Below are 26,896 nucleotides of genomic sequence, written 5' to 3' on the forward strand. Positions count from 1 at the left end.
CGCGCCTACTTTCAACTCTTTTTGTAAAACTTAAAAAATATTTTCCCTTTAACTTACAAATATTTAGCAATAAAATTTCAATTAACCCCACCCCGCAAAGGGCTATAAATCTGGCGCTTTATGATCCATGTCAAATTTTGCTCTATAATGCTTTGTTAGTATCTCTTTGCCGACTTAATAAAGAGAGAGTTAGTGTGAAAGCTGACAACCCTTTTGATCTTTTACTTCCAGCAGCGATGGCGAAAGTCGCCGAAGAAGCCGGAGTTTATAAAGCAACGAAGCATCCGCTGAAAACCTTTTATCTGGCCATTACCGCGGGCGTTTTTATCTCAATTGCCTTTGTTTTTTATATCACTGCCACAACCGGTACCGCTGCGATGCCTTTTGGTATTGCGAAACTGATTGGCGGCATCTGTTTTTCCCTGGGTTTGATTTTATGCGTTATCTGCGGTGCGGATCTGTTTACCTCTACGGTACTGATTGTCGTGGCGAAAGCCAGCGGACGCATCACATGGGGGCAGTTAGGCCGCAACTGGCTTAACGTCTACGTCGGTAACCTGATTGGTGCACTCCTGTTCGTCCTGCTGATGTGGTTGGCCGGCGAGCATATGGTCGCTAACGGCGCATGGGGAATGAACGTACTCCAAACGGCGGACCACAAGCTGCATCACACGTTTATCGAAGCGGTAAGCCTCGGTATCCTGGCAAACCTGATGGTGTGTCTTGCCGTGTGGATGAGCTATTCCGGCCGCAGTCTGGTCGATAAAGCCTTCATCATGGTTCTGCCGGTAGGCATGTTTGTTGCCAGCGGCTTTGAACACAGCATCGCGAATATGTTCATGATCCCAATGGGGATTGTTATTCGCCACTTTGCCAGCCCGGAGTTCTGGAGCGCGGTTGGCTCCTCTCCGGAAAGTTTTCCACATCTGACTATCATGAACTTCATCACCGACAATCTTATCCCGGTGACTATCGGGAACATCATTGGTGGGGGTTTGCTGGTTGGGTTGACGTACTGGGTAATTTACCTGCGTGGCGACGATCACCGTTGATTGCGTCGTGCAGTAATAAGAAATCCACTTAAGAAGGTAGGTGTTACATGTCCGAGCTTAATGAAAAATTGGCCACAGCCTGGGAAGGTTTTGCGAAAGGCGACTGGCAGAATGAAGTAAACGTCCGTGACTTCATCCAGAAAAACTACACCCCGTATGAGGGTGACGAATCCTTCCTGACCGGTGCGACCGATGCAACCACCGAGCTGTGGGATCGCGTGATGGAAGGCGTCAAGCTGGAAAACCGCACCCATGCGCCGGTAGACTTTGACACTGACCTCGCTTCAACTATCACCTCTCACGACGCGGGTTACATCAACAAGAAGCTGGAGAAAATCGTTGGTCTGCAGACTGATGCTCCGCTGAAACGCGCCATCATCCCGTTCGGCGGGATCAAAATGGTTGAAGGTTCCTGCAAAGCGTACAACCGCGAGCTGGATCCGGCACTGAAAAAAATCTTCACCGAATACCGTAAAACCCACAACCAGGGTGTATTCGATGTTTACACCAAAGACATCCTGAACTGCCGTAAATCCGGCGTGCTGACCGGTCTGCCAGATGCGTATGGCCGTGGCCGTATCATCGGTGACTACCGTCGCGTGGCGCTGTACGGTATCGACTTCCTGATGAAAGACAAATACGCCCAGTTCCAGTCTCTGCAGGACAAACTGGAAAACGGCGTCGATCTGGAAGCGATTATCCGTCTGCGTGAAGAGATTGCTGAACAGCACCGTGCGCTGGGCCAGATTAAAGAGATGGCAGCGAAATATGGCTGCGATATCTCCGGTCCGGCAACCAACGCCCTGGAAGCCGTACAGTGGACCTACTTCGGTTACCTGGCTGCGGTTAAATCGCAGAACGGTGCCGCAATGTCCTTCGGTCGTGTGTCTACCTTCCTTGACGTGTACATCGAACGCGACCTGAAAGCAGGCAAAATCACCGAGCAAGACGCACAGGAAATGATTGACCACCTGGTCATGAAACTGCGTATGGTCCGCTTCCTGCGTACCCCTGAATACGATGAGCTGTTCTCCGGCGACCCGATCTGGGCAACCGAATCCATCGCCGGTATGGGCGTTGACGGCCGTACGCTGGTAACCAAAAACAGCTTCCGCTTCCTGAACACCCTGTACACCATGGGGCCGTCTCCGGAGCCGAACATCACCATTCTGTGGTCCGAAAAACTGCCGCTGAGCTTCAAAAAATTCGCGGCAAAAGTCTCCATCGATACCTCTTCTCTGCAGTATGAGAATGACGATCTGATGCGTCCGGACTTCAACAACGATGACTACGCTATCGCATGCTGCGTAAGCCCGATGGTTGTCGGCAAACAGATGCAGTTCTTCGGTGCTCGCGCTAACCTCGCGAAAACCATGCTCTACGCAATCAACGGTGGCGTGGACGAAAAACTGAAAATGCAGGTAGGTCCGAAATCTGCGCCGATCAAAGGCGACGTTCTGAATTACGACGAAGTCATGGAACGTATGGATCACTTCATGGACTGGCTGGCGAAACAGTACGTCACCGCCCTGAACATCATCCACTACATGCATGACAAGTACAGCTACGAAGCTGCGCTGATGGCGCTGCATGACCGTGACGTTATCCGCACCATGGCGTGTGGTATCGCAGGTCTGTCCGTTGCTGCTGACTCCCTGTCTGCCATCAAATACGCGAAAGTAAAACCGATTCGCGATGAAGACGGCCTGGCTATTGACTTCGAAATCGAAGGCGAATACCCGCAGTTCGGTAACAACGACCCGCGCGTGGATGACCTGGCGGTTGACCTGGTAGAACGTTTCATGAAGAAAATTCAGAAACTGCCTACTTACCGTCACGCTATCCCGACCCAGTCGGTTCTGACCATCACCTCTAACGTGGTGTACGGTAAGAAAACCGGTAACACTCCGGATGGTCGTCGCGCCGGTGCGCCGTTTGGCCCAGGTGCAAACCCGATGCACGGCCGCGATCAGAAAGGTGCCGTTGCCTCTCTGACCTCCGTTGCAAAACTGCCGTTCGCCTACGCTAAAGATGGTATCTCTTACACCTTCTCTATCGTTCCGAACGCGCTGGGTAAAGACGACGAAGTGCGTAAAACCAACCTTGCCGGTCTGATGGATGGTTACTTCCACCATGAAGCCAGCATCGAAGGTGGTCAGCACCTGAACGTTAACGTCATGAACCGCGATATGCTGCTCGACGCGATGGAACACCCGGAAAAATATCCGCAGCTGACCATCCGTGTATCCGGTTATGCGGTACGTTTTAACTCCCTGACCAAAGAACAGCAGCAGGATGTTATTACTCGTACCTTCACTCAGACCCTGTAATTCACGGTCGGACTGAAAAAGCGTACAATAAAGGCTCCACAACCGTGGGGCCTTTTTATCACCCTTCTCCATAGCCTGTTTTGTCAGTTATCTATAGTTATGGATATCCGCCAAAACAGACTCGACACAACCTTCCGCCTTCGGGCCGGCAGCCGTTGTGCATATACATGGTCACGGAAGGCCGTTGTTGGAGAACCACCGCAATGTCAGTTATTGGTCGCATTCACTCATTTGAATCCTGTGGCACCGTTGACGGCCCGGGCATCCGCTTTATCACCTTCTTCCAGGGCTGCCTGATGCGCTGCCTCTATTGCCACAACCGCGATACCTGGGACACCCACGGCGGCACGGAGATTACCGTTGAAGAGCTGATGAAAGAGGTCGTCACCTATCGCCACTTTATGAACGCCTCCGGCGGCGGCGTGACCGCGTCCGGCGGAGAGGCCATCCTGCAGGCCGAATTCGTGCGCGACTGGTTCCGCGCCTGCCACAAAGAAGGCATCCACACCTGTCTGGATACCAATGGCTTTGTACGCCGCTACGATCCGGTGATCGATGAACTGCTCGAGGTCACCGATCTGGTGATGCTGGACCTTAAGCAGATGAACGATGAGATCCACCAGAACCTGGTGGGTGTCTCCAATCAGCGCACGCTGGAGTTCGCAAAGTATCTCGCTAATAAAAATATTAAGGTCTGGATCCGCTACGTGGTGGTGCCAGGCTGGTCAGACGATGATGACTCCGCGCACCGGCTGGGCGAGTTCACCCGCGATATGGGCAACGTCGAAAAAATCGAACTGCTGCCCTACCATGAACTCGGCAAGCACAAGTGGGTTGCTATGGGCGAAGAGTACAAGCTGGATGGCGTGAAGCCGCCGAAGAAAGAGACCATGGAGCGCGTGAAAGGCATCCTCGAGCAGTACGGTCACAAAGTGATGTACTGAGTCTCTGCAGAGACAAAAAAGCCTGTCATTGACAGGCTTTTATATGGGCGTTACGCCGCGTTTCAGGCATGCGCCACCGGCGTGGGATGCTCGCCGGCTTTACGCAGCAGCATCAGCAGGTAGATAAACGCTACGCTGGCAATCATGATGAACAGCAGGTTGTCAGAGTAGCTCTGCATCAGCACCGCGGTTAACGTCGGGCCAAGCAGGCTGCCGATGGTATAGCTCAGCAGCAGCGCCTGGTTCATGGCAACCAGCTGATGATGTTCCACCTTCTCGCAGGCCCAGGCCATCGCCACCGGATAGAGCGTGAAGCCCGCCGCGCCGAGAATAAACAGCGCCGGCCCCATTGCCGCATTGCTGAGCATGGCGAGGCAGCCCATGATCACGACAAACACCTGCACGCGCAGCACCAGCAGACGACCAAACCGGTCCGCCAGGCGGCCAATCGGCCACTGTCCCAGAATACCGGCGCTCACCATAACGGCCATCCAGAAGCCAATTCCGGAATCGCTGACGCCCTGATGGTTCAGCCAGAGCGGCATCAGACCATACAGCGAGCCAAGCACGATACCGGAAATAATGCAGCCGTTAACGCCCAGACGTGCCTGACGCAGGCGCAGCATCGGCCAGATATGGGACGCCTCCTGATGCTCGCTACGCTCGTTCACAATGCGGGTGAACAGCAGTGGCAGGATAGCGGCCAGTACCAGGCCCGTCACCCACGGCAGCACGTCCATCAGACCGGTAGGAGCTTTGCTGACCAGCAGCTGGCCCAGCACGGTTCCCACGTAATACACCATCATATACGCCGCCAGCAGGCGTCCACGGTTACGTGAGGTGCCGCTGCACATCAGTGCGCTTTCGACCACGACCCAAATCATGGCGCAGCCTACCCCAGCGATAAAGCGCCAGCTCAGCCAGCTCCAGAACCCCACGGTAATGCCCAGCCCGACGCAGCCCACGGCAAAGATCGCCGAGGCGATGTAGTAGCTATGGTTAAATCCAAAGCGTTTGATCAGCGCCCCGGCAACCAGCGTACCCAGCAGGTTGCCGGTGAAATAGGATGATCCGACCATGCCCACCTGCCAGGTAGGCATGTTTTCATGGGCGAGCCAGAGCGGTACCAGGGTGTTCAGCACCGCGATAGCCAGGGTCAACAAAAGCAGGCCACAGAGCAATAACAGCACTGGCCGGGTGTAAGTGGTCATGGATTAAAACCGTGAGGAAGTTCAGAATTCGTGCGCATCATGCCACCGCCAAAAACATTGTCAATCCACCCGAAATGGCGCGAAATGGGTTTTCAGCCCCGACGATTTGATTCGTTCATCCACTTAACCAACCGGCTGTGTTAATCCGGGGTTATCTCATTGATTTAGTGAATGTTTACCAGAAAGGCGACGAGCATCATCAGTAGAAAAATTTCATCAATCTTTCAACGATATAAATCACCTCGGGGGGTAACTGCATAGAGAGCGGGAAGCGGAGTAAAGCAGAAAATAAAAAAGCGCCCGCAGGCGCTTTTTTAATGATGATCAAAGGTCGCTTAACCGATGAACTCCAGCCCTTTCATATAAGGACGCAGCGCTTTTGGCACCTGAATGCGGCCATCAGCCTGCTGGTAGTTTTCCATCACGGCCACCAGAGTACGGCCAACCGCCAGCCCGGAACCGTTAAGCGTATGCATCAGACGCGGCTTCTTATCGGTTTTGCTGCGGCAGCGAGCCTGCATGCGGCGCGCCTGGAAATCCCACACGTTAGAGCAGGAGGAGATTTCACGGTAGGTATCCTGCGCCGGCACCCACACTTCCAGGTCGTAGGTTTTGCAGGCGCCGAAGCCCATATCGCCGGTGCACAGCAGCACTTTACGATACGGCAGACCCAGGAGCTGCAGCACTTTCTCTGCATGCCCGGTCATCTCTTCCAGCGCGTCCATGGAGTCTTCCGGACGTACGATCTGCACCATCTCAACTTTATCGAACTGGTGCATACGGATAAGACCACGGGTATCGCGTCCGTAAGAGCCTGCTTCAGAGCGGAAGCATGGAGAGTGCGCGGTAAACTTAAGCGGCAGCGACTCTTCATCAACGATCTCGTCGCGCACCAGGTTGGTCAGCGGCACTTCGGCGGTCGGGATCAGCGCATAGTTGCTGCTGTCAGCCTCTTCTTCCAGCGGACGGGTGTGGAACAGGTCGCCGGCGAACTTCGGCAGCTGACCGGTACCGTACAGCGTATCGTGGTTCACCAGATAGGGAACGTAGGTTTCGCTGTAGCCGTGCTGTTCGGTGTGCAGGTCGAGCATAAACTGCGCCAGCGCGCGATGCATCTGGGCAATCTGCCCTTTCATCACCACGAAACGGGAGCCGGTCAGCTTCACCGCCGCCGCAAAATCAAGCCCGCCATGCATTTCGCCCAGGGTAACGTGATCGCGAACCTCGAAGTCGAACGCGCGCGGGGTGCCCCAGCGGCTGACTTCCACGTTATCATGCTCGTCTTTGCCGACCGGTACGCTGTCGTCCGGCAGGTTTGGAATCGCCAGTGCGATGTCACGGATTTCTGCCTGCAACGTTTCCAGTTCCGCTTTGGCCGCGTCCAGCTCCTCGCCCAGCGTGTTCACTTCCAGACGAAGTGGCTCGATATCCTCTCCACGCGCTTTCGCCTGGCCGATGGATTTCGATCGGGCATTACGCTCCGCCTGCAGGTTCTCGGTGTTTACCTGAAGAACCTTGCGTCGCTCTTCAAGAGCGCGCAGCTTATCAACATCCAGCTTAAAGCCCCGGCGTGCCAGTTTTTCAGCGACTGCGTCTGGCTCGGTACGCAGCAGATTGGGATCGAGCATGCTTATCCTGTGCTTATCGAATAAAAGTGAAAATATGGCCACAGCCTGCGGCCATACAAATAATTGAGTCTCTGCCTTTTCAGGCTGACCTACCGCCCCACCTCGCCTGATAAGGCGCTGAAATAACGGGCGGCAAATGCCAGCGGCAACGCGAAATACGTCGCAAAGGCACGTCTGACAACCTTACCGCAAGGCCTGCGCTAACGGTAGCGTTTTGTGGGGCTTTTCTGATCCTGTTCAGCAAGCCAGGCGAGCTTTTCGCCAATTTTGCCTTCAAGACCTCTGTTTGTCGGGCGATAGTAGCGCGTTTGTGCCATTTCAGCCGGGAAGTAGTCCTCGCCTGCGGCATAGGCGTTGGGCTCGTCATGCGCGTAGCGGTATTCGTCCCCGTAGCCCATCTCTTTCATCAGCTTCGTCGGGGCATTGCGCAGATGCGGCGGCACGTCATAGTCGGGCCGATCGCGGGCGTCGCGCAGCGCGGCTTTGAAGGCGGTGTAGACGGCGTTACTTTTCGGGGCGCAGGCGAGATAGACGATGGCTTGCGCGATCGCGCGCTCGCCCTCTGCCGGGCCGACACGAGTGAAGCAATCCCATGCCGAGATCGCCACCTGCATGGCACGCGGATCGGCATTGCCCACGTCTTCAGAGGCGATGGCGAGGCAGCGGCGCGCGACATAAAGGGGGTCGCCGCCGGCCGAGATGATGCGTGCATACCAGTAGAGCGCCGCATCCGGTGCCGACCCACGCACTGATTTGTGCAGGGCGGAGATCAGGTCGTAAAACCGGTCGCCTTTGTTATCAAAACGCGCGCTGCGTTCGCCGGCAATTTCGGTAAGCAGCGCCGGGAGCAGCACGCGCTTGCCGCTGGCATCGTTCTCTGCCATGTCGGCCATCATTTCCAGCGTGTTGAGCGCTCTACGCGCATCGCCGTTGACCAGCTCGGCAATGGCACGCCGCGTCTCATCCGGCAGAACGATATCCTGCCCGCCGTAGCCGCGTGCGTTATCCTGCATCGCCTGATCGAGCACCTGCTCAATATCCTCGGTGGTCAGCGATTTCAACAGGTAGACGCGCGCCCGGGAAAGCAGTGCAGAATTGAGCTCGAACGACGGGTTTTCGGTGGTCGCCCCGATAAAGGTGATGGTGCCATCTTCTATATGCGGCAGAAAGGCATCCTGCTGGCTTTTATTGAAGCGGTGAACCTCATCAACAAACAGAATGGTGCGGCGCCCGGCGTTGCGGCTCTGCCGCGCCCGTTCAATGGCCTCGCGGATCTCTTTCACTCCGGAGGTCACCGCGGAGATACGCTCCACGTCGGCATCGGCGTAGCGGGCAATCACTTCCGCAAGCGTGGTTTTGCCGGTGCCCGGCGGCCCCCATAAAATCATGGAGTGAAGATGGCCAGCTTCGATAGCCCGGGGCAGCGGTTTACCGGGCGCCAGCAGATGCTGTTGCCCGATATACTGCGCTAAATTTTCTGGCCGCATACGTGCGGCCAGAGGCTGGAAGGAATTCTCAGAAAAATCGAGCGACAGATTGCTCACTCAGACCTCTACTTGCGTTGGTCATCCACCGTCACGCCCTGCGGCGGTGTGAAGGTAAATTTGCTGGCATCCACGGCGCCATTCTGCTGCGATTTGAGCGAATAGCTGCTGCGCTGGTCATCCTGCTCCACCGCGCTGAACTGATTGATGGTGCCATTGCTGCTCACGTTGATGGTGAACTGCTTCAGGTTGCCGCTTCCGGATTTCGGCGTCAGCACAAAGTCATCGCCGTTTTGCTTGATGTTGTACTGCTGCCAGTCGCTGCTCTGGTTACGGGCAATCAGCATAAACGGCGTATTGCCGGTGGCGTCTTTCAGCCAGGTGGCACTGGCCTGTTCCACGAACGGGTTGTAGAACCACAGCGTTTTCCCATCGGAGATGAGCACGCTTTCGTCCGGCTGGGTCATATGCCAGTTGAACAGGTTCGGACGTTTAACCCACAGATCGCCCTGACCTTCCTGTACCGCCGCTCCGCTACCATCCGTTACCTTCTGGGTGAAGCTGGCGTGGAAGCTCCCTACTTTATCAAGACGGCTTTTCAGATCGCTTGCCGCGTCGGCCCAGACACTGCTGGCGACAAAGCTAGACAGCAGTGCACAGGTAATCGCCAATTTTTTCATTTTTATTCTCCAGTGTTCACTAGCCCACCATGCAGGCCTTCTGTCAGATACTGTAGCCACATACTGGCCCACTCCGACAGGAGAAAATGCCTGGTTTTCGGCGGTTTACCGATCTTTGCACAGGTTGCGCGTTATTTATTCAAACGGGGGCGGTGCCAGCACCTCACGGTTACCGTTATGCCCCTGCTCGCTGACGATGCCCTGATTTTCCATCTGCTCAATGATGCGCGCCGCCCGGTTATAGCCAATACGGAACTGACGCTGCACCCCGGAAATCGACGCTTTGCGTTTCTCAACCACGAACGCTACGGCCTGGTCGAACAGCGGATCGAGCTCTTCACCGCTGTCGAAGCCGCCACCGCCGCCTTCGCTGTCGCTGTCGGAGGTGATGCCGTCCACGTACTGCGGACGACCGCGCGCTTTCCAGTCCTGTACCACGGCGTGAACTTCTTCATCACGTACAAAGGCACCGTGGACACGCACCGGCATGGTCGAGTTTGGCCCGGAATAGAGCATATCGCCCATTCCCAGCAGCGACTCGGCGCCGCCCTGATCGAGAATGGTGCGGGAGTCGATTTTGCTCGACACGGTAAAGGCGATACGCGTCGGGATGTTGGCTTTAATCAGGCCGGTGATCACATCCACAGACGGACGTTGGGTTGCCAGCACCAGGTGGATGCCTGCCGCACGGGCTTTCTGGGCCAGACGGGCAATTAGCTCTTCCACTTTTTTGCCTACCGTCATCATCAGGTCGGCGAATTCATCCACCATCACCACGATATACGGCAGCTTCTGCAGTACCGGATGCGTGGCATCCATGCTGTCGCCCGGTTTCCAGTAAGGATCCGGGATCGGACGCCCCATGCGCTCGGCCTCAAGGATCTTCTCGTTGTAGCCGGCAAGGTTACGCACCCCGAGGGCGGACATCAGCTTGTAGCGACGTTCCATCTCGTTGACGCTCCAGCGCAGGGCGTTGGCCGCGTCTTTCATGTCGGTGACCACTTCGGTCAGCAGGTGCGGAATGCCTTCGTAGACCGACAGCTCCAGCATTTTCGGGTCGATCATGATGAAGCGCACATCGTCCGGCGTCGCTTTAAACAGCATGCTGAGGATCATGGCGTTCACGCCCACCGACTTACCGGAACCGGTGGTACCGGCAACCAGCAGGTGTGGCATTTTGGCGAGATCGGCAACCACCGGTTCACCGGCGATATCTTTCCCCAGCACCACGGCGAGCGGCGAGGCGGTATCCTTGAACTTCGCGCAATCCAGCACTTCCCGCAGATAAACGGTCTGACGCTTCTTGTTCGGCAGTTCAAGGCCAACGTAAGGCTTTCCGGGGATCACTTCAACCACGCGCACTGCGACGGTGGACAACGAACGGGCCAGGTCGCGCGACAGGTTGGAAATGCGTGCAGCCTTCACCCCAGGCGCCAGATTCAGTTCAAAACGGGTAATCACCGGACCGGGAGAGTAGTTCACCACGTCCGCTTTGATACGGAAATCGGCCAGGCGGGCCTCGACCAGACGTGCCATCTGCTGCAAAGCAAAGCTGTCTACCGGCTCCACTTCAGACGGCGGTGGGGTCAGCAGATCCAGGGAAGGCAGCGGCGTGCTCGGGCGCTGCACCGGACGATCGTCGCCGTTGCGCATCAGCAGGGGGTGAATCAGGCTCTCGCGCGGCTGCGCGGCAGGCTGTTGCGGTTGCGCATGCTGCGGCTGGACGGCAGCCTGCTGTGGCTGTGCATACTGCGGTTGCGCGGCAGCCTGCTGTGGCTGTGCGTACTGCGGCTGCGCGGCAGGCTGCTGCGGCTGAGCGTATTGCGGCTGCGCGGCAGGCTGCTGCGGCTGAGCGTATTGCGGTTGCGCGGCAGGCTGCTGCGGTTGAGCGTATTGTGGCTGGGCCACAGGCTGCTGTGGCTGTGCATACTGCGGTTGCGCGGCAGGCTGCTGCGGTGGGACGTACTGCGGCTGGGCGGCAGGCTGCTGCGGTTGCGCATATTGCGGCTGCGCGGCAGCCTGCTGTGGCTGTGCATGCTGAGGTTGGCCTTCATAGCGCTGCTGCTGTTGGCTGGCAAACTGGCGCGCCAGTTCGGCCTGCTCGGCGGCAAACTGCGCCTCATCATCCATCTCTTCGTCTACGTGCGTGTCTGGCTCGCCATAGCGCTGGTTTTGCTGCGCCGCGAACTGGCGGGCCAGCTCGTCCTGATGGAAGACCTCGGCGTCGTCATCGCTCATCGCCGGGTTCTGCTCCACATCACGCGCCTTTTCTTCAGCCATACGCTGAGAAGGCAATTTTATCCCGTAAGACGCCAGTTCGCGGCGGGTTGGAACACGCACCCGGTTGGGACGCGGAAGCTGGGGGCCAATGCCCTCTTTAACCTGCGGGCGTGGCGCATCTGCCGCCAGACCAAACACCGGGGTAAACGCAGCCCCGGCGCTTGCGGCATGGGCTGCGGCGCTGGCACCCGCGGCGACAGCTGAACCGTCAGGCAGGGATACACCGCCCGCCTCTGGTGCAGCGGCAGTGGGATTAGAAGCGGGTTCGCTACCGAACGGCGCGGCGTTAAAGCCGTTATCAACAGACGGCGGCGGCGTAGCAGGTGCGGCAGGACGGGACGGAGCCGGTGTCTCCTGCACGTCGGGCACAGGGCGATACCAGGCTGCGAGCTGCTCGCGTTCGCGGGCGCGCTGGGCTTCCACTTCCTCGAAGTGCCACAACGGCGGACGAGTGGGTTTGGTCTCTTCCTGCGGCAGTGCATCTTCAACCGGGGATTCCACCGGCTGCGACGCGTAAGGCTGCTGCGGCTCGGTCTGATCGTCAGGAGCCTTCTCCGGCCAGCCCTGAGCGGCAGGCTGCTGCACGTTATGCCACTCCTCTTCGGCTACACAGGCAGAAGGCTGCGGGCTCCAGGCATCAGGCTGCACCGGCGCGGGCGCTACATAGCTTGCAGGCTCCGGCGAGATGGACGGTTCAGGCGTATGCGCGGCCGGGGCCGTTTGCCATGCCACCGGTGCGGCGTGCGGCTGCGGGGCAGCGGTCACGGCGGACACCTGCGGCATCACGGCCTCGACCGGGGCGGCAAACGCGTTGGAGGCGGCTGCGGTCGCGGCGCTCGCGGCGGCAACCGGCGCCAGCGCAGAGTGGCCGCTGAACAGCGGATCGTCGCTCTCCTGCTCCGGCTGGCTTACGCTATGGCCGGAGAACAGGACATCGTCCGGATCGGCATCGACACCGCGCGCGCTGAACAGCACGTCGTCCGGGTCGTCCATACGCCTGCCGGAAAACAGCGCTTCGTCGGTTTTACGGCCCATCGGATTAGCAAACTTTTCAGCAACGCGCTGTTTACGCGCCAGCGCGCCACGAAGAATACGCGCCCGGCGCGACTCTTTTTTCTCGACCGGAAGATCGTCCTCTTCGTCGTCTTCGTAGTCGTCCTCTTCGTACTCTTCATCCTGCCAGGTATCGTCCCGACGGGTACGGTTGCTGGCGAAGGTGAGCACGGTCAGGACGACGCTGCCGATTTTTTCAGCGATGCTGACCCATGACCAGCCGGTGAACAGCGTCAGACCCGCGGCCCAGATACAAAGCAGCGCGATGGTGCCGCCGGTGCTGTTCAGCAACGGCATCATGGCGGTACTCAGCAGGCTCCCCACTACCCCACCTGAGGCGAAGTACCAGATATCATCGGCGTTGATCGCGGCGAGGCCGCACGACGTGAGAATAAGCGCCAGCACGCCAATCAGGCGCAGGGCTACGGCGAAGTAGTCGATATAGTCTTCATTGGCACGGTGGCGATACGCAAACCAGCAGCCGCCCACGATCATCACCGGTATGGTATACGCCATCACGCCGAAGATGAAAAACAGGGTGTCGGCAAGCCATGCGCCCGGGCCGCCGCCAAGATTATGGATAGGCTCGTGCCAGGCGGTTTGCGACCAGCTGGGATCGGACGGGTTAAAGCTGAGTAAGGCGGCCATCAGCCATACGGCAAACAGGGCGACGAGGATCAGCAACGCCTCAAGAACGCGACGTCCGCTGCTCAGTTTGGTCAGTGTTACTTCTTTGTCTTCAGTGTATTCCTGGCTCAAGACAGGCACTCCAGGTCCTTGATGCTAAAATGGCAAACAGTGCCGGGTCGCCCCGGCACTGTTGCTGTATGGATTAACAGGAGTGTAATCAAAATACGGTGATTTTGCACCTGATCCGTCTTAACGGGTCTTAATAACCAGACGATTACTCTGCTTCACCTCTTCCATCACCACGTAGGTGCGGGTGTCGTTAACGCCAGGCAGGCGCAGCAGCGTTTCGCCCAGCAGCTTACGGTAAGCAGACATATCCGGTACGCGGGTTTTCAACAGGTAGTCGAAATCGCCGGAAACCAGATGACACTCCTGAATTTCTTCAAGTTTTTGAACCGCGCCGTTAAATTGCTCGAATACATCCGGCGCGCCGCGATTCAGAGTAATCTCAACGAACACCAGAAGAGAGGCATCCAGATAATGCGGGTTCAGCAGGGCGGTATATCCCTGAATAAACCCTTGTCGTTCCAGCCTGCGCACACGCTCAAGGCATGGCGTAGGGGAAAGTCCCACTCGTTTTGAAAGCTCGACGTTGGAAATGCGCCCATCCTTTTGCAGCTCATTAAGAATGTTACGATCGATACGGTCGAGATCTTTGCCAGGGCGCTTCTTGCTATCTACCATTATTATTGTCTCTCTGTATTCCTTCCCTACACCTGCCATTACCCTGTTCACATCATTGTTCAGGGTCTATTTTGAGAAGCCCGGGGCCGGAGGCTGGTATCGATATCACGCATGGCGTCTGTCCACGCCATGCGTAGATGTCAATTACCCGGAAAATGCATGTGTGAGCGTGGCAGGGGTGCCACTCCCGGAACAAATGCGCTTTTTCTTCATCGAATGTTTTCGCAAAAGCGCAGGGGATTGTCAAAGTAAAACATCGTTTTTTAGTAGAACGTGCCAGCAATTAGTAACGAGTAGCGATTATTCCTCATTTTATCACCCCTTTAGCCCCTGTTTTTCAGCGTAAAAGGTTATGGCTGAACCGGTTATCCATCGGCTTACGCTATTACATGAATCGTTAACAAAAGCGCTACGCCCTTTTTTTAGCGCAGTAAATTCCCTACAATCCAGCCCATTGTTTGCCAATCAACAATGAGGATCTCATGGGCACGGCGAAACACAGTAAGCTGCTTATTCTTGGCTCCGGCCCGGCGGGATATACCGCTGCGGTCTATGCTGCGCGCGCAAACCTGAATCCGGTACTCATTACCGGTATGGAAAAAGGCGGTCAGCTGACCACCACCACCGACGTGGAAAACTGGCCGGGCGACCCGCATGATTTGACCGGTCCGCTGTTGATGGAGCGCATGCACGAGCATGCCGTTAAGTTCGACACCGAAATCCTGTTCGACCATATTTCGCGCGTTGACCTGCAAAACCGTCCGTTCCGCCTGTTTGGCGACAGCGGCGAGTACACCTGCGATGCACTGATCATCGCCACCGGCGCATCCGCTCGCTACCTGGGCCTGCCGTCTGAAGAAGCGTACAAAGGCCGCGGCGTCTCCGCCTGCGCCACCTGCGACGGTTTCTTCTACCGTAACCAGAAAGTCGCGGTGATCGGCGGCGGCAATACCGCCGTTGAAGAGGCGCTGTACCTGGCCAACATCGCGTCTGAGGTGCACCTGATTCACCGTCGCGACACCTTCCGTGCGGAGAAAATCCTCATCAACCGTCTGATGGAGAAAGTGGCAAGCGGCAATATCGTGCTGCACACCCACCGCACGCTGGAAGAAGTGACCGGCGATCAGATGGGCGTTTCCGGTCTGCGTCTGCGCGATACCGTTAACAGCGACAACGTTGAAAACCTCGAGGTTGCCGGTCTGTTTGTGGCTATCGGCCACAGCCCGAACACCGCGATTTTCGACGGTCAGCTGGAACTGGAAAACGGCTATATCAAAGTGCAGTCTGGTATCCACGGCAATGCCACCCAGACCAGCATTCCGGGCGTGTTTGCCGCCGGCGACGTGATGGATCACATCTACCGTCAGGCCATTACCTCGGCCGGTACCGGCTGTATGGCGGCGCTGGATGCAGAGCGCTACCTTGACGGCCTCGCGCAGGGCATTAAGTAAGCGGCGCGTCACGTCAGTCAATAAAATAGCCTTGTGAGTCAATCACAAGTAAAGAAGGCGACAATGTGTCGCCTTTCTTTTTGGCTCGTTGTAACATTCGGTGCAAATTCACCCGGGCAGCCTTTTCCCGTAACTGCATAGCACCCCATGAACAAAACCCGTCAACAAGAACTTACCCGCTGGCTGAAGGCGCAAAGCGCCCTGTCACGCCGCTGGCTCATGCTTTCTCGTCTGCTTGGTCTGATAAGCGGTCTGCTGATCGTGGCGCAGGCGTGGATTCTGGCGCGTCTGCTCAATCACCTGATTATGGATGGTATTCCCCGTGAAGCCATGCTGCTGCTGTTTGCCCTGCTGGTGCTGGTATTCATTCTGCGTGCCTGGGTGGTGTGGATACGTGAGAAGGTCGGGTATCACGCGGGGCTGAAAATCCGTTACGCCATTCGCCGCCAGGTGCTGGACCGGCTCCAGCAGGCCGGGCCGGCCTGGATTCAGGGTAAGCCCGCCGGGAGCTGGGCGACGCTTATCCTGGAGCAGATTGACGATATGCACGACTACTACGCCCGCTATCTGCCGCAGATGGCGCTGGCCGCGATGGTGCCGCTGCTGATCGTCATCACCATTTTCCCGTCAAACTGGGTCGCGGCGCTGATCCTGCTCGGCACCGCACCGCTGATCCCGATGTTTATGGCGATGGTGGGCATGGGGGCAGCCGACGCCAACCGCCGCAACTTTCTGGCCCTGGGCCGCCTGAGCGGGCAGTTCCTCGATCGCCTGCGCGGCATGGAGACGCTGCGCCTGTTCCATCGCGGCGCAGCGGAGCAGGAGAATATCCGCCTCGCCTCGCAGGATTTCCGCAAGCGCACCATGGAAGTGCTGCGCCTGGCGTTTCTCTCTTCCGGCGTGCTGGAGTTTTTCACCTCGCTCTCCATTGCGCTGGTGGCGGTATACTTTGGTTTCTCCTATTTAGGCGAGCTCAACTTCGGCCATTACGGGACCGGCGTGACGCTGTTTGCCGGTTTCCTGGCGCTTATCCTCGCGCCGGAGTTCTTCCAGCCGCTGCGCGATCTCGGTACCTTTTACCACGCCAAAGCGCAGGCCATCGGTGCAGCCGACAGCCTGAAAACCTTCCTGGAAACCCCCATTCAGCAGCCGCAGCGCGGCTGCGCCACGCTCAACAACAGCGATGCGCTGGAGATCACCGCCCGGGACCTGGTGATCCTCTCTCCGGACGGGAAAACCCTTGCCGGGCCGCTCAACTTCGTGGTGCCGGCGGGTAAACGCGTGGCGCTGGTCGGGCAAAGCGGCGCCGGTAAAAGCTCACTGCTTAACGTGCTGTCCGGCTTTCTCCCCTATCAGGGCGAGCTGCTGATTAACGGCGTTGAACTGCGCGAGCTGGAGCCGGATCGCTGGCGCGAACAGCTGAGCTGGGTGGGGCAGAACCCTCAGCTGCCGGGGGCGACGCTGCGTGAGAATTTACTGCTGGCGGGCGGTCATCCTGGGGATGAGCAGCTGCAGGCGGTGCTTGATAAAGCCGGCGTGAGTGAGTTTTTACCGCTGCTGGATAACGGCCTCGACAGCGCGATTGGCGATAACGCCTCCCGCTTGTCGGTAGGCCAGGCGCAGCGCGTCGCCGTGGCGCGCGCCCTGCTCTATCGCTGCCGCCTGCTGCTGCTTGACGAGCCGGGTGCCAGCCTTGACGCCAACAGCGAGCGGCACGTGATGCAGGCCCTGACCGAGGCGTCCCGCCAGCAAACGACCCTGATGGTCACCCATCAGCTGGACTACATCACCGACTGGGATGACGTGTGGGTGATGCGCAACGGCATGCTGGTTGAACAGGGCGACGTCGCCACGCTCAGCCAGGCCAACGGTCCTTTTGCCGCCCTGCTTGCCCATCGTCAGGAGGAAATTTAAATGCGCGCCCTGCTTCCCTATCTTGCGCTCTGGCGCCGCCATGTCTGGCTGTTAACCCTCGGCGTGGTGCTGGCGATTGTGACGCTGCTGGCCAGCATCGGCCTGCTGACGCTGTCGGGCTGGTTCCTGTCGGCCTCCGCCGTGGTCGGCTTTGCCGGTCTCTACAGCTTTAACTTTATGCTGCCCGCCGCCGGGGTGCGCGGGTCGGCTATCGCCCGTACCGCAGGCCGCTACTTCGAGCGGCTGGTGAGCCACGACGCCACCTTCCGGGTGCTGGAGCATCTGCGCGTCAGCACCTTCAGTAAGTTGCTGCCGCTCTCCCCTGCCGGGCTGGCACGCTTTCGCCAGGGCGAACTGCTCAACCGCCTGGTGGCGGATGTCGACACCCTCGACCACCTTTACCTGCGGGTTATCTCCCCGCTGGTAGGGGCGCTGGTGGTCATCATCGTGGTGACCTTCGGTCTCAGCCTGCTGGATGTTACGCTGGCGCTGACGCTGGGTGGCATTATGCTGCTGACTCTGCTGCTGCTGCCCCCGCTGTTTTACCGCGCCGGCAAACCCGGCGGCGAAGCCCTGACCCGCCTGCGCGGCCAGTGGCGTCAACAGCTCACGGCGTGGCTACAGGGCCAGGCGGAGCTGACCATTTTCGGAGCCAGCACCCGCTATCGTCAGGCCATGGATGAAACCGAGCAGGCGTGGCACGACGCGCAGCGTCAGCAGGCTTCCCTGACCGCACTATCCCAGGCAGCGATGCAGCTGATCAGCGGTGCGGCGGTGGTGACGATTCTGTGGATGGCGGCCGGCGGCGTGGGGGGCGATACGTCGCCGGGCGCGCTGATTGCGCTGTCTGTGTTCTGCGCTCTGGCGGCGTTTGAAGCGCTGGCGCCGGTGACCGGGGCCTTCCAGCACCTGGGCCAGGTGATCGCCTCCGCGGTCCGGGTCTCCCAGATTACCGATCAAAAACCGGACGTCACCTTCCCGGAGACTGCACAGCCGGTGCCTCAGCAGGTGGCGCTGACCATAACCGACCTGAGCTTCACCTATCCGGGCCAGCCGCAACCGGCGTTAACCGGCATCAACCTGACGGTGAGCCCGGGAGAACACATCGCCATTCTGGGCCGCACCGGCTGTGGGAAATCAACGCTGCTGCAGCTCATCACCCGCGCCTGGGATCCGGACAACGGTTCGCTGCGGCTCAATGACAGCGCGCTCAAGGACCTTGACGAAGCCGCGCTGCGCGCCACCATGAGCGTCGTTACCCAGCGCGTGCACCTGTTCAGCGCTACCCTGCGCGATAACCTGCTGCTGGCTAACCCGCAGGCCAGCGATGCGCAGCTTAGCGAGGCGCTGACCCGCACCGGCCTGGAAAAGTTGCTCGACGATGCCGGGCTGAACGCCTGGCTTGGCGAGGGCGGACGCCAGCTCTCTGGCGGCGAGCTGCGCCGTCTGGCTATTGCGCGCGCGCTGCTGCACGATGCGCCGCTGATGCTGCTCGACGAGCCAACCGAAGGGCTGGACGCGGAAACCGAGGGTCAAATCCTTGATCTGCTTACTGAGGTTACGCAGGGTAAAACCGTGCTGCTGGTGACGCACCGTCTGAAAGGCCTGTCGCGTTTCAGCCGCATAATTGTGATGGACAACGGTCAAATTATTGAGCAAGGTAATCACGCTAATTTGATGGCGAACCAGGGACGTTATTATCAGTTCCATCGCCGCGTATAAACTATGATTGAACGGTTATGTGCCGCATCGTGGGAGCTTCGTTGTCATGCGCCTGGTTCAGCTTTCTCGTCACTCTATCGCCTTTCCGTCTCCCGACGTGGCGTTGCGCGAACCTAATGGACTGCTGGCGCTGGGTGGCGATCTCAGCCCGGCGCGGCTGCTGATGGCCTACCAGCGCGGTATTTTCCCCTGGTTCTCGCCGGGTGACCCGATCCTCTGGTGGTCCCCCGATCCGCGTGCGGTGCTGTGGCCAGAAACCTTTCACATCAGCCGCAGCATGAAGCGCTTTCATCAGCGCTCCCCTTATCGCGTCACGCTCAACCATGCGTTTGGCCAGGTGATTGCCGGCTGCGCCGACGATCGCGACGAGGGCACCTGGATAACCCAGGATATCGTCATGGCCTACCATCGTTTGCACGAGCTCGGGTATGCGCACTCCATTGAAGTGTGGGAAGGGGAAACGCTGGTGGGCGGAATGTACGGCGTGGCCCAGGGCGCGCTGTTCTGCGGCGAGTCGATGTTCAGCCGTCGCGTCAACGCCTCGAAAACCGCGCTGCTGGTATTTTGTGACTACTTTTCGCGCAGCGGCGGCAAGCTTATTGACTGCCAGGTGATCAATCCCCATACCGCTTCGCTGGGGGCCGTGGAAATCCCACGCCGCGACTACCTCCAACACCTTGATTCATTGAGACAATTACTGTGCAACCCGCACTGCTGGGTGCCAAAAATATTGTTTGAACGAAGCGAGTGAATGTTTTCGGCACATTTTTTATCAGGGTGTTATAATTGTGCCCGCAGAGGATAATCTGCTGATTGCCCACCGCCGTTTGGGACCCGATCGACTCCGGTAACGCCCACCGCTTATCTCATCGTTCCCCCACACACTGCTTATAGTGCACTGCGGTGTTCGTGCGTGCGTCGGGCAATGCGCAGACAAACTTTGTTGTGATTTCAACCCGAAATCTTTACTTAATAGACAAATTTCGGCATTATCTTGCCGGTTCAAAACTACGGTAGTGATACCCCAGAGGATTAGATGGCCAAAGAAGACAATATTGAAATGCAGGGTACCGTTCTTGAGACGCTGCCTAACACCATGTTCCGCGTTGAACTGGAAAACGGTCACGTGGTAACTGCTCACATTTCCGGTAAAATGCGCAAAAACTACATCCGCATTCTCACGGGCGACAAGGTGACGGTAGAGCTGACGCCGTACGACCTGAGCAAAGGCCGCATTGTCTTCCGTAGCCGATAAGCTTTTTTCATCGCGCCAGCCTGTGGCGACCTGATTGTAAAGGCCGGGAAATCCCGGCCTTTTCTTTGCCTGTCGTTTGGCCCGGCACGTTCGTGACGCCTGGTCGGCGCATAAAAAAACCGGGCTGAGCCCGGTTTTTTCGTTTCTGCCGCTTAGTGTGCGGCTTCAGGTTTGTGTTTCTGCGCGCTCTGGAAGCTGTAAGTGAGCTTATCGCCCTCTTTATCCAGCGCGACCGTCACCTGCCCGCCGTCCACCAGCGAACCGAACAGCAGTTCGTTAGCGAGCGGTTTCTTCAGGTTATCCTGAATCACACGCGACATGGGGCGAGCGCCCATCGCACGGTCGTAGCCTTTCTCGGCCAGCCAGTCGCGCGCTTCCTGACTGACTTCCAGCGACACGCCTTTCTGATCCAGCTGCACCTGCAGTTCGACGATGAACTTGTCCACCACCTGATGGATAACGTCGGTCGACAAATGGTTGAACCAGATGATGTTGTCCAGACGGTTACGGAACTCTGGCGTGAACACCTTCTTGATCTCTTCCATCGCATCGGTGCTGTTGTCCTGACGAATCAGGCCAATAGACTTACGCTCGGTCTCGCGCACCCCGGCGTTGGTAGTCATCACCAGCACTACGTTGCGGAAGTCCGCTTTACGGCCGTTGTTATCGGTCAGCGTACCGTTGTCCATCACCTGCAGCAGCAGGTTGAACACGTCCGGGTGCGCTTTTTCGATCTCATCGAGTAGCAGAACCGCGTGCGGATGTTTGATCACCGCATCGGTCAGCAGCCCGCCCTGATCGAAGCCGACGTAGCCCGGAGGCGCACCGATCAGACGGCTGACGGTGTGACGCTCCATATACTCGGACATATCAAAGCGCAGCAGCTCGATACCCAGCGCTTTCGCCAGCTGTACCGTCACCTCGGTTTTCCCGACCCCGGTTGGCCCGGCGAACAGGAAGGAGCCGACCGGCTTGTGATCCTGACCCAGACCCGCGCGGCTCATTTTGATCGCTTCGGTTAACGCCTCAATGGCTTTATCCTGACCGAACACCAGCATTTTCAGGCGGTCGCCAAGGTTTTTCAGCGTATCGCGATCGCTCTGGGAGACGCTCTTCTCCGGGATACGCGCAATGCGCGCCACCACGGATTCGATATCCGCCACGTTGACCGTTTTCTTACGCTTGCTGACCGGCATCAGACGCGCCCGCGCGCCCGCTTCATCGATAACGTCAATTGCCTTATCCGGCAAATGACGGTCGTTGATGTATTTCACCGCCAGCTCCACCGCCGCACGCACCGCTTTCGCGGTATAGCGCACATCGTGATGCGCTTCGTACTTGGTTTTCAGGCCGTTGATGATCTGCACGGTTTCATCGACGCTCGGCTCGGTGATATCGATCTTCTGGAAGCGACGCGCCAGCGCGCGGTCTTTTTCGAAGATGTTGCTGAACTCCTGGTAGGTGGTGGAGCCCATCACCCGGATCTTGCCGCTGGAGAGCAGCGGTTTGATCAGGTTAGCCGCATCCACCTGTCCACCCGACGCCGCGCCAGCACCGATGATGGTATGGATTTCATCGATAAACAGAATGCTGTCCGTGTCCTGCTCAAGCTGTTTGAGCAGCGCCTTGAAGCGTTTTTCGAAATCACCACGGTATTTGGTGCCCGCCAGCAGCGAGCCGATATCCAGCGAGTAGATGGTGCAGTTGGCAATCACTTCCGGCACGTCGCCCTGCACAATGCGCCAGGCGAGCCCTTCGGCAATCGCGGTTTTCCCGACGCCGGACTCACCCACCAGCAGCGGGTTGTTTTTACGGCGACGGCACAGCACCTGGATGGCGCGCTCAAGCTCTTTGTCGCGGCCAATCAGCGGATCGATACCGCCCACCCGGGCAAGCTGGTTGAGATTGGTGGTGAAGTTCTCCATGCGCTCCTCCCCGCCTGCGGCCTGCTCGTCGTTGACCGGATTGGTGGAGTCAGCCCCCTGATTCGGTTCATCTTTACGCGTGCCGTGGGAAATAAAGTTCACCACGTCGAGGCGGCTCACTTCATGCTTGCGCAGCAGATAGGCGGCCTGCGACTCCTGCTCGCTGAAAATCGCGACCAGCACGTTCGCGCCGGTGACTTCACTGCGCCCGGAGGACTGGACATGGAACACCGCGCGCTGCAGTACGCGCTGGAAGCTGAGCGTCGGCTGCGTGTCGCGCTCCTCTTCACTGGCAGGCAGCACCGGTGTGGTTTGTTCGATGAAGGCTTCAAGTTCCTGACGAAGCGCCACCAGATCCACGGAGCACGCCTCAAGCGCCTCGCGTGCTGATGGGTTACTGAGCAGAGCCAGTAACAGATGCTCGACGGTCATAAACTCGTGTCGGTGCTCGCGCGCTCTGGCGAAAGCCATGTTTAAACTGAGTTCCAGTTCCTGATTGAGCATAGGGCACCCCCCTCAAAAGTTTGCCTGTATTCAGGCTTTTTCCAGCGTACACAGCAGCGGATGCTCGTTTTCCTTGGCGTACTCGTTCACCATGGCGACTTTCGTCTCGGCAACCTCGGCGGTGAAGACACCGCAGATGGCCTTGCCCTGATAGTGAACCGTAAGCATCAGCTGCGTTGCACGTTCAACATCATAAGAAAAGAACTTTTGTAGCACGTCAATAACAAATTCCATTGGCGTGTAGTCATCGTTCATTAATATAACTTTATACATAGATGGCGGTTTTAGCGCTTCGCGAAGCTTATCTTCCGCCATTTGTTCAAAATCGAACCAGCTATTTGTCTTACCCATTGCCCGTCATCATCATTGGTTAACGTTACGTAAGGTCCCTGACCTGCGTGATGGATGAGCAATCCGCCATCCTGAATCTACCTGATATGTTCTATAACTATCATCTATTGTTGCCATCCGCGAGCTCTGTCACAGTTCGGCCAATAGCGTTAACTGCTTCAAAATTTGAATCATTCCCTCCCGCCACTCTCCGGCGATCGCTTGACGGCCCGCATGATTTCTCTAAATTGTACTGGCGTGAGCTGGCGAGGTTTTGAACAGCCCGGGCTCACTTCCGGTTCATTCCATCTTAGTTATAAGACTTACGAAGGATGTCGAAGCATGGAAACGGGTACAGTTAAATGGTTCAACAACGCCAAAGGGTTTGGATTCATCTGCCCTGAGGGCGGCGGCGAGGATATTTTCGCCCACTATTCCACTATCCAGATGGATGGTTACAGAACGCTCAAAGCCGGACAACTCGTCAGGTTTGATGTACATCAGGGCCCTAAAGGCAACCACGCGAGTCTCATCGTGCCTCTGGTTGAGGTTGAGACCGTCGCCTGACGCTCTGTTTTATTGTGTACATCCCCTCGCCAAAATGCCAGCCCCAGTGACTGGCATTTTTATTGCCCCGCTCACTACTCCCGCGCCAGGGCATCCACCGGGTTCAGCCGCGCCGCGTTGCGCGCCGGCAGCCAGCCAAACACCACCCCGGTTATCGTGGAACACAAAAACGCCGTGACCAGCGCCACCGGGGAGAAGCCGATCTCCCAGCCAGGCAGGAACAGCTTGAGGGTAAAGGCGATAAGCAGCGACAGGGAGATCCCCAGCGCGCCGCCCACCAGGCACACCAGTACCGCTTCAATAAGGAACTGCTGCAGAACGTCGCTGGCACGGGCGCCCACCGCCATGCGGATGCCGATCTCGCGGGTACGTTCGGTCACCGAGACCAGCATAATATTCATTACGCCTATACCACCGACCAGCAGCGAGATAACCGCCACCAGGGTAAGGAACAGCTGAAGAGTACGTGTGGTCTTTTCAGCGGTTTTCAAGATGCCGTCCATATTCCAGGTGAAGAAATCCTGCTTGCCGTGGCGCAGGGTGAGCAACCGGGTGATCTGCTGCTCGGCCTCCGCGCTCGGGTAGCCGTCTTTGACGCGCACCGTAATCGAGTTGAGCCACGACTGACCCATAATGCGGCCTGACATAGTCGTATAGGGCAGCCAGACGCGTAGCACCTTGCTGCTGCCGAACATCGACTGTTTCTCTTCGGCTACGCCAATCACCGTCGCCGGCATATTGCCGACCAGCACCACTTCGCCAACCACCGAGAGCTTGTCTTTGAACAGCTGGCGGCGGCTGTTGCTGTCGAGGATCACCACCTGCGCGCGGCCGTTAAGCTGGCTCTCGTTGAAGGTGCTGCCTTCGCTAAAGGTCATGCCGTAGACGTTAAAATACTGCCCGCTGACGCCGTTGGCGCTGGCCGCCACGTCCATGTTGCCGTAGCGCAGGCGCAGGTTTTGCGACACCGCCGGCGTGGCCGACTGCACCCACGGCTGTTTCTGAATGGCCGTCAGGTCGTCATATTTCAGCGCCTGCTGGTACTGGGGATCGTCGTCGCCAAAATCTTTACCGGGGTAGACGTCAATGGTGTTGGTGCCAATCGAGCGGATATCCGCCAGCACCAGCTGCTTAGCCGCGTCGCCGACCACCACAATAGACACCACCGAGGCGATACCGATGATAATGCCGAGCATGGTGAGCAGCGTGCGCATTTTGTTGGCCACCATCGCCAGCCACGCCATCATCAGCGCTTCCTTGAAGCCGCCGATAAACTGCTGCCAGGCAGACGTATGCCGGGGCTTATCGGTGATCGGCGTTGCGTCATGCACGCCGGGCGCCGGCGGCGGATTGGCGATAATCTCCCCGTCGCGGATCTCAATCACCCGTTCGGCCTGCGCCGCGACGCTGGGGTCGTGGGTGACGATAATAATGGTGTGCCCGCGGTCGCGCAGCTGCTTGAGGGTCGCCATTACCTCTTCCCCGGAGTGGGTGTCGAGCGCCCCGGTGGGTTCATCGGCAAGGATTACCTGGCCGCCGTTCATCAGCGCGCGGGCGATACTGACGCGCTGCTGCTGCCCGCCGGACAACTGCGCCGGCGAGTAGTCGATGCGCTCCGCCAGCCCCAGCCGGGTCAGCAGTTCGCTGGCCCGCTGGTGGCGCACTTTTGGCGCGACCCCGGCATAGATGGCGGGCACTTCCACGTTCTGCGCCGCGCTCAGGTGCGACAGCAGATGATAGCGCTGGAAAATAAAGCCAAAATGCTCGCGACGCAGGCGCGCCAGCGCATCCCCGTCGAGGGTAGCGACGTCGGTGCCCGCCACGTGATAGCTGCCGCTGGTGGGCTTATCGAGGCAGCCAAGAATGTTCATCAGCGTCGATTTCCCGGAGCCGGACGCCCCGACAATCGCCACCATCTCGCCGGCAAAGATGCTGAGCGACACGCCCTTAAGCACCTCAACCTGCTCATCCCCGGAGGGATAGCTGCGTCGAATATCCTTCAGCTCAAGCAGAGCGGTCATGGCGCGCTCCCGGCGACCATCTGCCCGCTAATCACCTCTTCGCCCTCTTCCAGCCCTTTCACCACCTGCACATCGGTATCGTTGCGCGCGCCGATAACGATCTCGCGGTCGCGAACCTCGCCGTTACGCAGCACACGAATTTTATAGCGGTTCTCCCCCACCGGGTCGCCGAGCGCCGACAGCGGAATGGTGAGGACGTTTTTCAGGTTGCTGAGCTGAATATGGACCTGGGCGGTCATGTCGAGGCGCAGCACGCGTTTCGGGTTCGGCACCTCAAAGCGGGCATAGTAGAAAATCGCATCGTTGACCTTCTCCGGGGTGGGAAGAATGTCTTTCAGGGTGCCCTCGTAGCGGGTGAGCGGATCGCCCAGCACCGTGAACCATGCCTGCAGGCCCGGCTTAAGGTGGATTACGTCCGCTTCCGATACCTGCGCTTTGACCAGCATGGTGCCCAGGTCTGCGAGGGTAAGAATGTTCGGCGCCTGCTGCGCGGCAATCACCGTCTGGCCCTGCAACGTCGTGATCTGCGTGACCTCGCCCGCCATCGGCGCGACGATTTTCGTATAATCGAGGTTGGTTTTAGCGGTATCGAGCGAGGCCTGATTACGCTGGATCTGGGCGTCGATGGTGCCGATCTGCGCCTCTTTCACCGCCAGTTCGGTGGCGGCGGTATCCAGATCCTGACGCGATATCGCCTGGGTTTTTGCCAGCTGCTGCTGACGCGACAGCGTGACGCGGGCCAGCGCGGTTTCGGCCTGCGCCTGGCGGCGCTGGGCGCGCAGCTCCATCAACGTGGCTTCCACCTCTTTGATCTGGTTCTCGGCCTGCTCCGGGTCAATCACCCCCAGTAGCTGATCCTTCTTCACGCTGTCGCCGATGTTTACCGACAGGGTTTTCAGCTGGCCGCTGACCTGGGCGCCGACGTCTACTTTGCGGAGCGCGTCGAGCTTACCGGTGGCCAGCACGCTTTGCTGGAGATCGTTCTTGCGCGCGATGAGCGTCTGGTACTGCGGCGGCGGGGCGTTCAGCGTCCGCCAGATCCAGACGGCTGCCAGCAGTACGACCACCAGCAACAACAGATAGCGCTTTTTAAATTTTCCCTTGAGTACCATGTGATTCCTGCGTCTTTCGGCAATAAGTTCGGATGAGCGTGCAAGGTTAAACGTCGGGT

General features: G+C 58.2%; 19 protein-coding genes. 9 read left to right on the top strand and 10 right to left on the bottom strand.

The window, feature by feature from the left end:
* Positions 1-194: 194 nt before the first annotated feature.
* The 3 genes from focA to pflA all read left to right on the top strand — a co-directional run bounded on the left by focA (position 195) and on the right by pflA (position 4,326).
* Positions 195-1,052 carry a formate transporter FocA gene (gene focA, locus DW58_RS07090; protein WP_024548379.1) on the top strand — a complete coding sequence of 286 codons (858 nt, stop codon included), beginning with the start codon at positions 195-197 and terminating at the stop codon, positions 1,050-1,052.
* Between the two features lie 47 nt (positions 1,053-1,099).
* Complete coding sequence (pflB, locus tag DW58_RS07095; RefSeq protein WP_024548380.1) at positions 1,100-3,382, top strand: formate C-acetyltransferase; 2,283 nt, start codon at positions 1,100-1,102, stop codon at positions 3,380-3,382.
* Positions 3,383-3,585: 203 nt separating this feature from the next.
* Positions 3,586-4,326, top strand: a complete 741-nt coding sequence (gene pflA, locus DW58_RS07100; protein ID WP_024548381.1) for a pyruvate formate lyase 1-activating protein — start codon at positions 3,586-3,588, stop codon at positions 4,324-4,326.
* 62 nt (positions 4,327-4,388) lie between these two features.
* On the opposite strand, the gene DW58_RS07105 is transcribed toward pflA, so the two are convergent.
* From DW58_RS07105 to lrp, 6 genes are all read right to left on the bottom strand, one after another.
* On the bottom strand, positions 4,389-5,537 hold the full coding sequence (locus DW58_RS07105; RefSeq protein ID WP_024548382.1) for an MFS transporter: 1,149 nt from the start codon (positions 5,535-5,537) through the stop codon (positions 4,389-4,391).
* 335 nt (positions 5,538-5,872) lie between these two features.
* A complete protein-coding gene (serS, locus tag DW58_RS07110) occupies positions 5,873-7,165 on the bottom strand; it encodes a serine--tRNA ligase (protein ID WP_024548383.1) in 1,293 nt (430 codons plus the stop codon).
* A 200-nt stretch (positions 7,166-7,365) separates the two neighbouring features.
* Positions 7,366-8,709: a replication-associated recombination protein A gene (locus tag DW58_RS07115; protein ID WP_024548384.1), complete on the bottom strand. Its 1,344-nt coding sequence runs from the start codon at positions 8,707-8,709 to the stop codon at positions 7,366-7,368.
* 8 nt (positions 8,710-8,717) lie between these two features.
* Positions 8,718-9,329, bottom strand: a complete 612-nt coding sequence (gene lolA, locus DW58_RS07120) for an outer membrane lipoprotein chaperone LolA (RefSeq protein ID WP_024548385.1) — start codon at positions 9,327-9,329, stop codon at positions 8,718-8,720.
* 135 nt (positions 9,330-9,464) lie between these two features.
* The gene (locus DW58_RS07125; protein WP_024562461.1) at positions 9,465-13,421 is read right to left on the bottom strand and encodes a DNA translocase FtsK 4TM domain-containing protein; all 3,957 of its coding nucleotides are present in this window, start codon (positions 13,419-13,421) and stop codon (positions 9,465-9,467) included.
* A 120-nt stretch (positions 13,422-13,541) separates the two neighbouring features.
* A complete protein-coding gene (lrp, locus tag DW58_RS07130) occupies positions 13,542-14,036 on the bottom strand; it encodes a leucine-responsive transcriptional regulator Lrp (RefSeq protein ID WP_024550911.1) in 495 nt (164 codons plus the stop codon).
* A gap of 482 nt (positions 14,037-14,518) precedes the next feature.
* Here lrp and trxB point away from each other — a divergent pair, with 482 nt between their 5' ends.
* The 5 genes from trxB (at position 14,519) to infA (ending at position 20,378) form a co-directional block, all read left to right on the top strand.
* Positions 14,519-15,487: a thioredoxin-disulfide reductase gene (gene trxB, locus DW58_RS07135; protein WP_024550910.1), complete on the top strand. Its 969-nt coding sequence runs from the start codon at positions 14,519-14,521 to the stop codon at positions 15,485-15,487.
* Between the two features lie 147 nt (positions 15,488-15,634).
* Positions 15,635-17,401 carry a heme ABC transporter permease/ATP-binding protein CydD gene (cydD, locus tag DW58_RS07140; RefSeq protein ID WP_024550909.1) on the top strand — a complete coding sequence of 589 codons (1,767 nt, stop codon included), beginning with the start codon at positions 15,635-15,637 and terminating at the stop codon, positions 17,399-17,401.
* Complete coding sequence (cydC, locus tag DW58_RS07145) at positions 17,402-19,123, top strand: heme ABC transporter ATP-binding protein/permease CydC (protein WP_024562460.1); 1,722 nt, start codon at positions 17,402-17,404, stop codon at positions 19,121-19,123.
* A gap of 46 nt (positions 19,124-19,169) precedes the next feature.
* Positions 19,170-19,874, top strand: coding sequence for a leucyl/phenylalanyl-tRNA--protein transferase (aat, locus tag DW58_RS07150; protein WP_024547788.1), 705 nt, complete (start codon positions 19,170-19,172; stop codon positions 19,872-19,874).
* A 285-nt stretch (positions 19,875-20,159) separates the two neighbouring features.
* The gene (gene infA, locus DW58_RS07155) at positions 20,160-20,378 is read left to right on the top strand and encodes a translation initiation factor IF-1 (protein WP_001040187.1); all 219 of its coding nucleotides are present in this window, start codon (positions 20,160-20,162) and stop codon (positions 20,376-20,378) included.
* Between the two features lie 152 nt (positions 20,379-20,530).
* Here infA and clpA read toward each other — a convergent pair whose 3' ends face one another.
* Entirely contained in the window at positions 20,531-22,807 is a 2,277-nt protein-coding gene (gene clpA / locus DW58_RS07160) for an ATP-dependent Clp protease ATP-binding subunit ClpA (protein WP_024547787.1), read from the bottom strand.
* A gap of 30 nt (positions 22,808-22,837) precedes the next feature.
* Positions 22,838-23,158, bottom strand: a complete 321-nt coding sequence (clpS, locus tag DW58_RS07165) for an ATP-dependent Clp protease adapter ClpS (RefSeq protein ID WP_024547786.1) — start codon at positions 23,156-23,158, stop codon at positions 22,838-22,840.
* Positions 23,159-23,479: 321 nt separating this feature from the next.
* Here clpS and cspD point away from each other — a divergent pair, with 321 nt between their 5' ends.
* Positions 23,480-23,704 carry a cold shock-like protein CspD gene (gene cspD, locus DW58_RS07170; protein WP_024547785.1) on the top strand — a complete coding sequence of 75 codons (225 nt, stop codon included), beginning with the start codon at positions 23,480-23,482 and terminating at the stop codon, positions 23,702-23,704.
* 74 nt (positions 23,705-23,778) lie between these two features.
* Here the strand turns inward: cspD and macB are convergent, their stop codons facing one another.
* A complete protein-coding gene (gene macB, locus DW58_RS07175; protein ID WP_024547784.1) occupies positions 23,779-25,725 on the bottom strand; it encodes a macrolide ABC transporter ATP-binding protein/permease MacB in 1,947 nt (648 codons plus the stop codon).
* The gene (gene macA / locus DW58_RS07180) at positions 25,722-26,837 is read right to left on the bottom strand and encodes a macrolide transporter subunit MacA (RefSeq protein WP_024547783.1); all 1,116 of its coding nucleotides are present in this window, start codon (positions 26,835-26,837) and stop codon (positions 25,722-25,724) included. The genes macB and macA overlap by 4 nt, the downstream gene beginning before the upstream one ends.
* Positions 26,838-26,896 lie beyond the last annotated feature (59 nt).

It is taken from the genome of Siccibacter turicensis LMG 23730 (assembly GCF_000463155.2).
Classification (GTDB): Bacteria; Pseudomonadota; Gammaproteobacteria; order Enterobacterales; family Enterobacteriaceae; genus Siccibacter; species Siccibacter turicensis.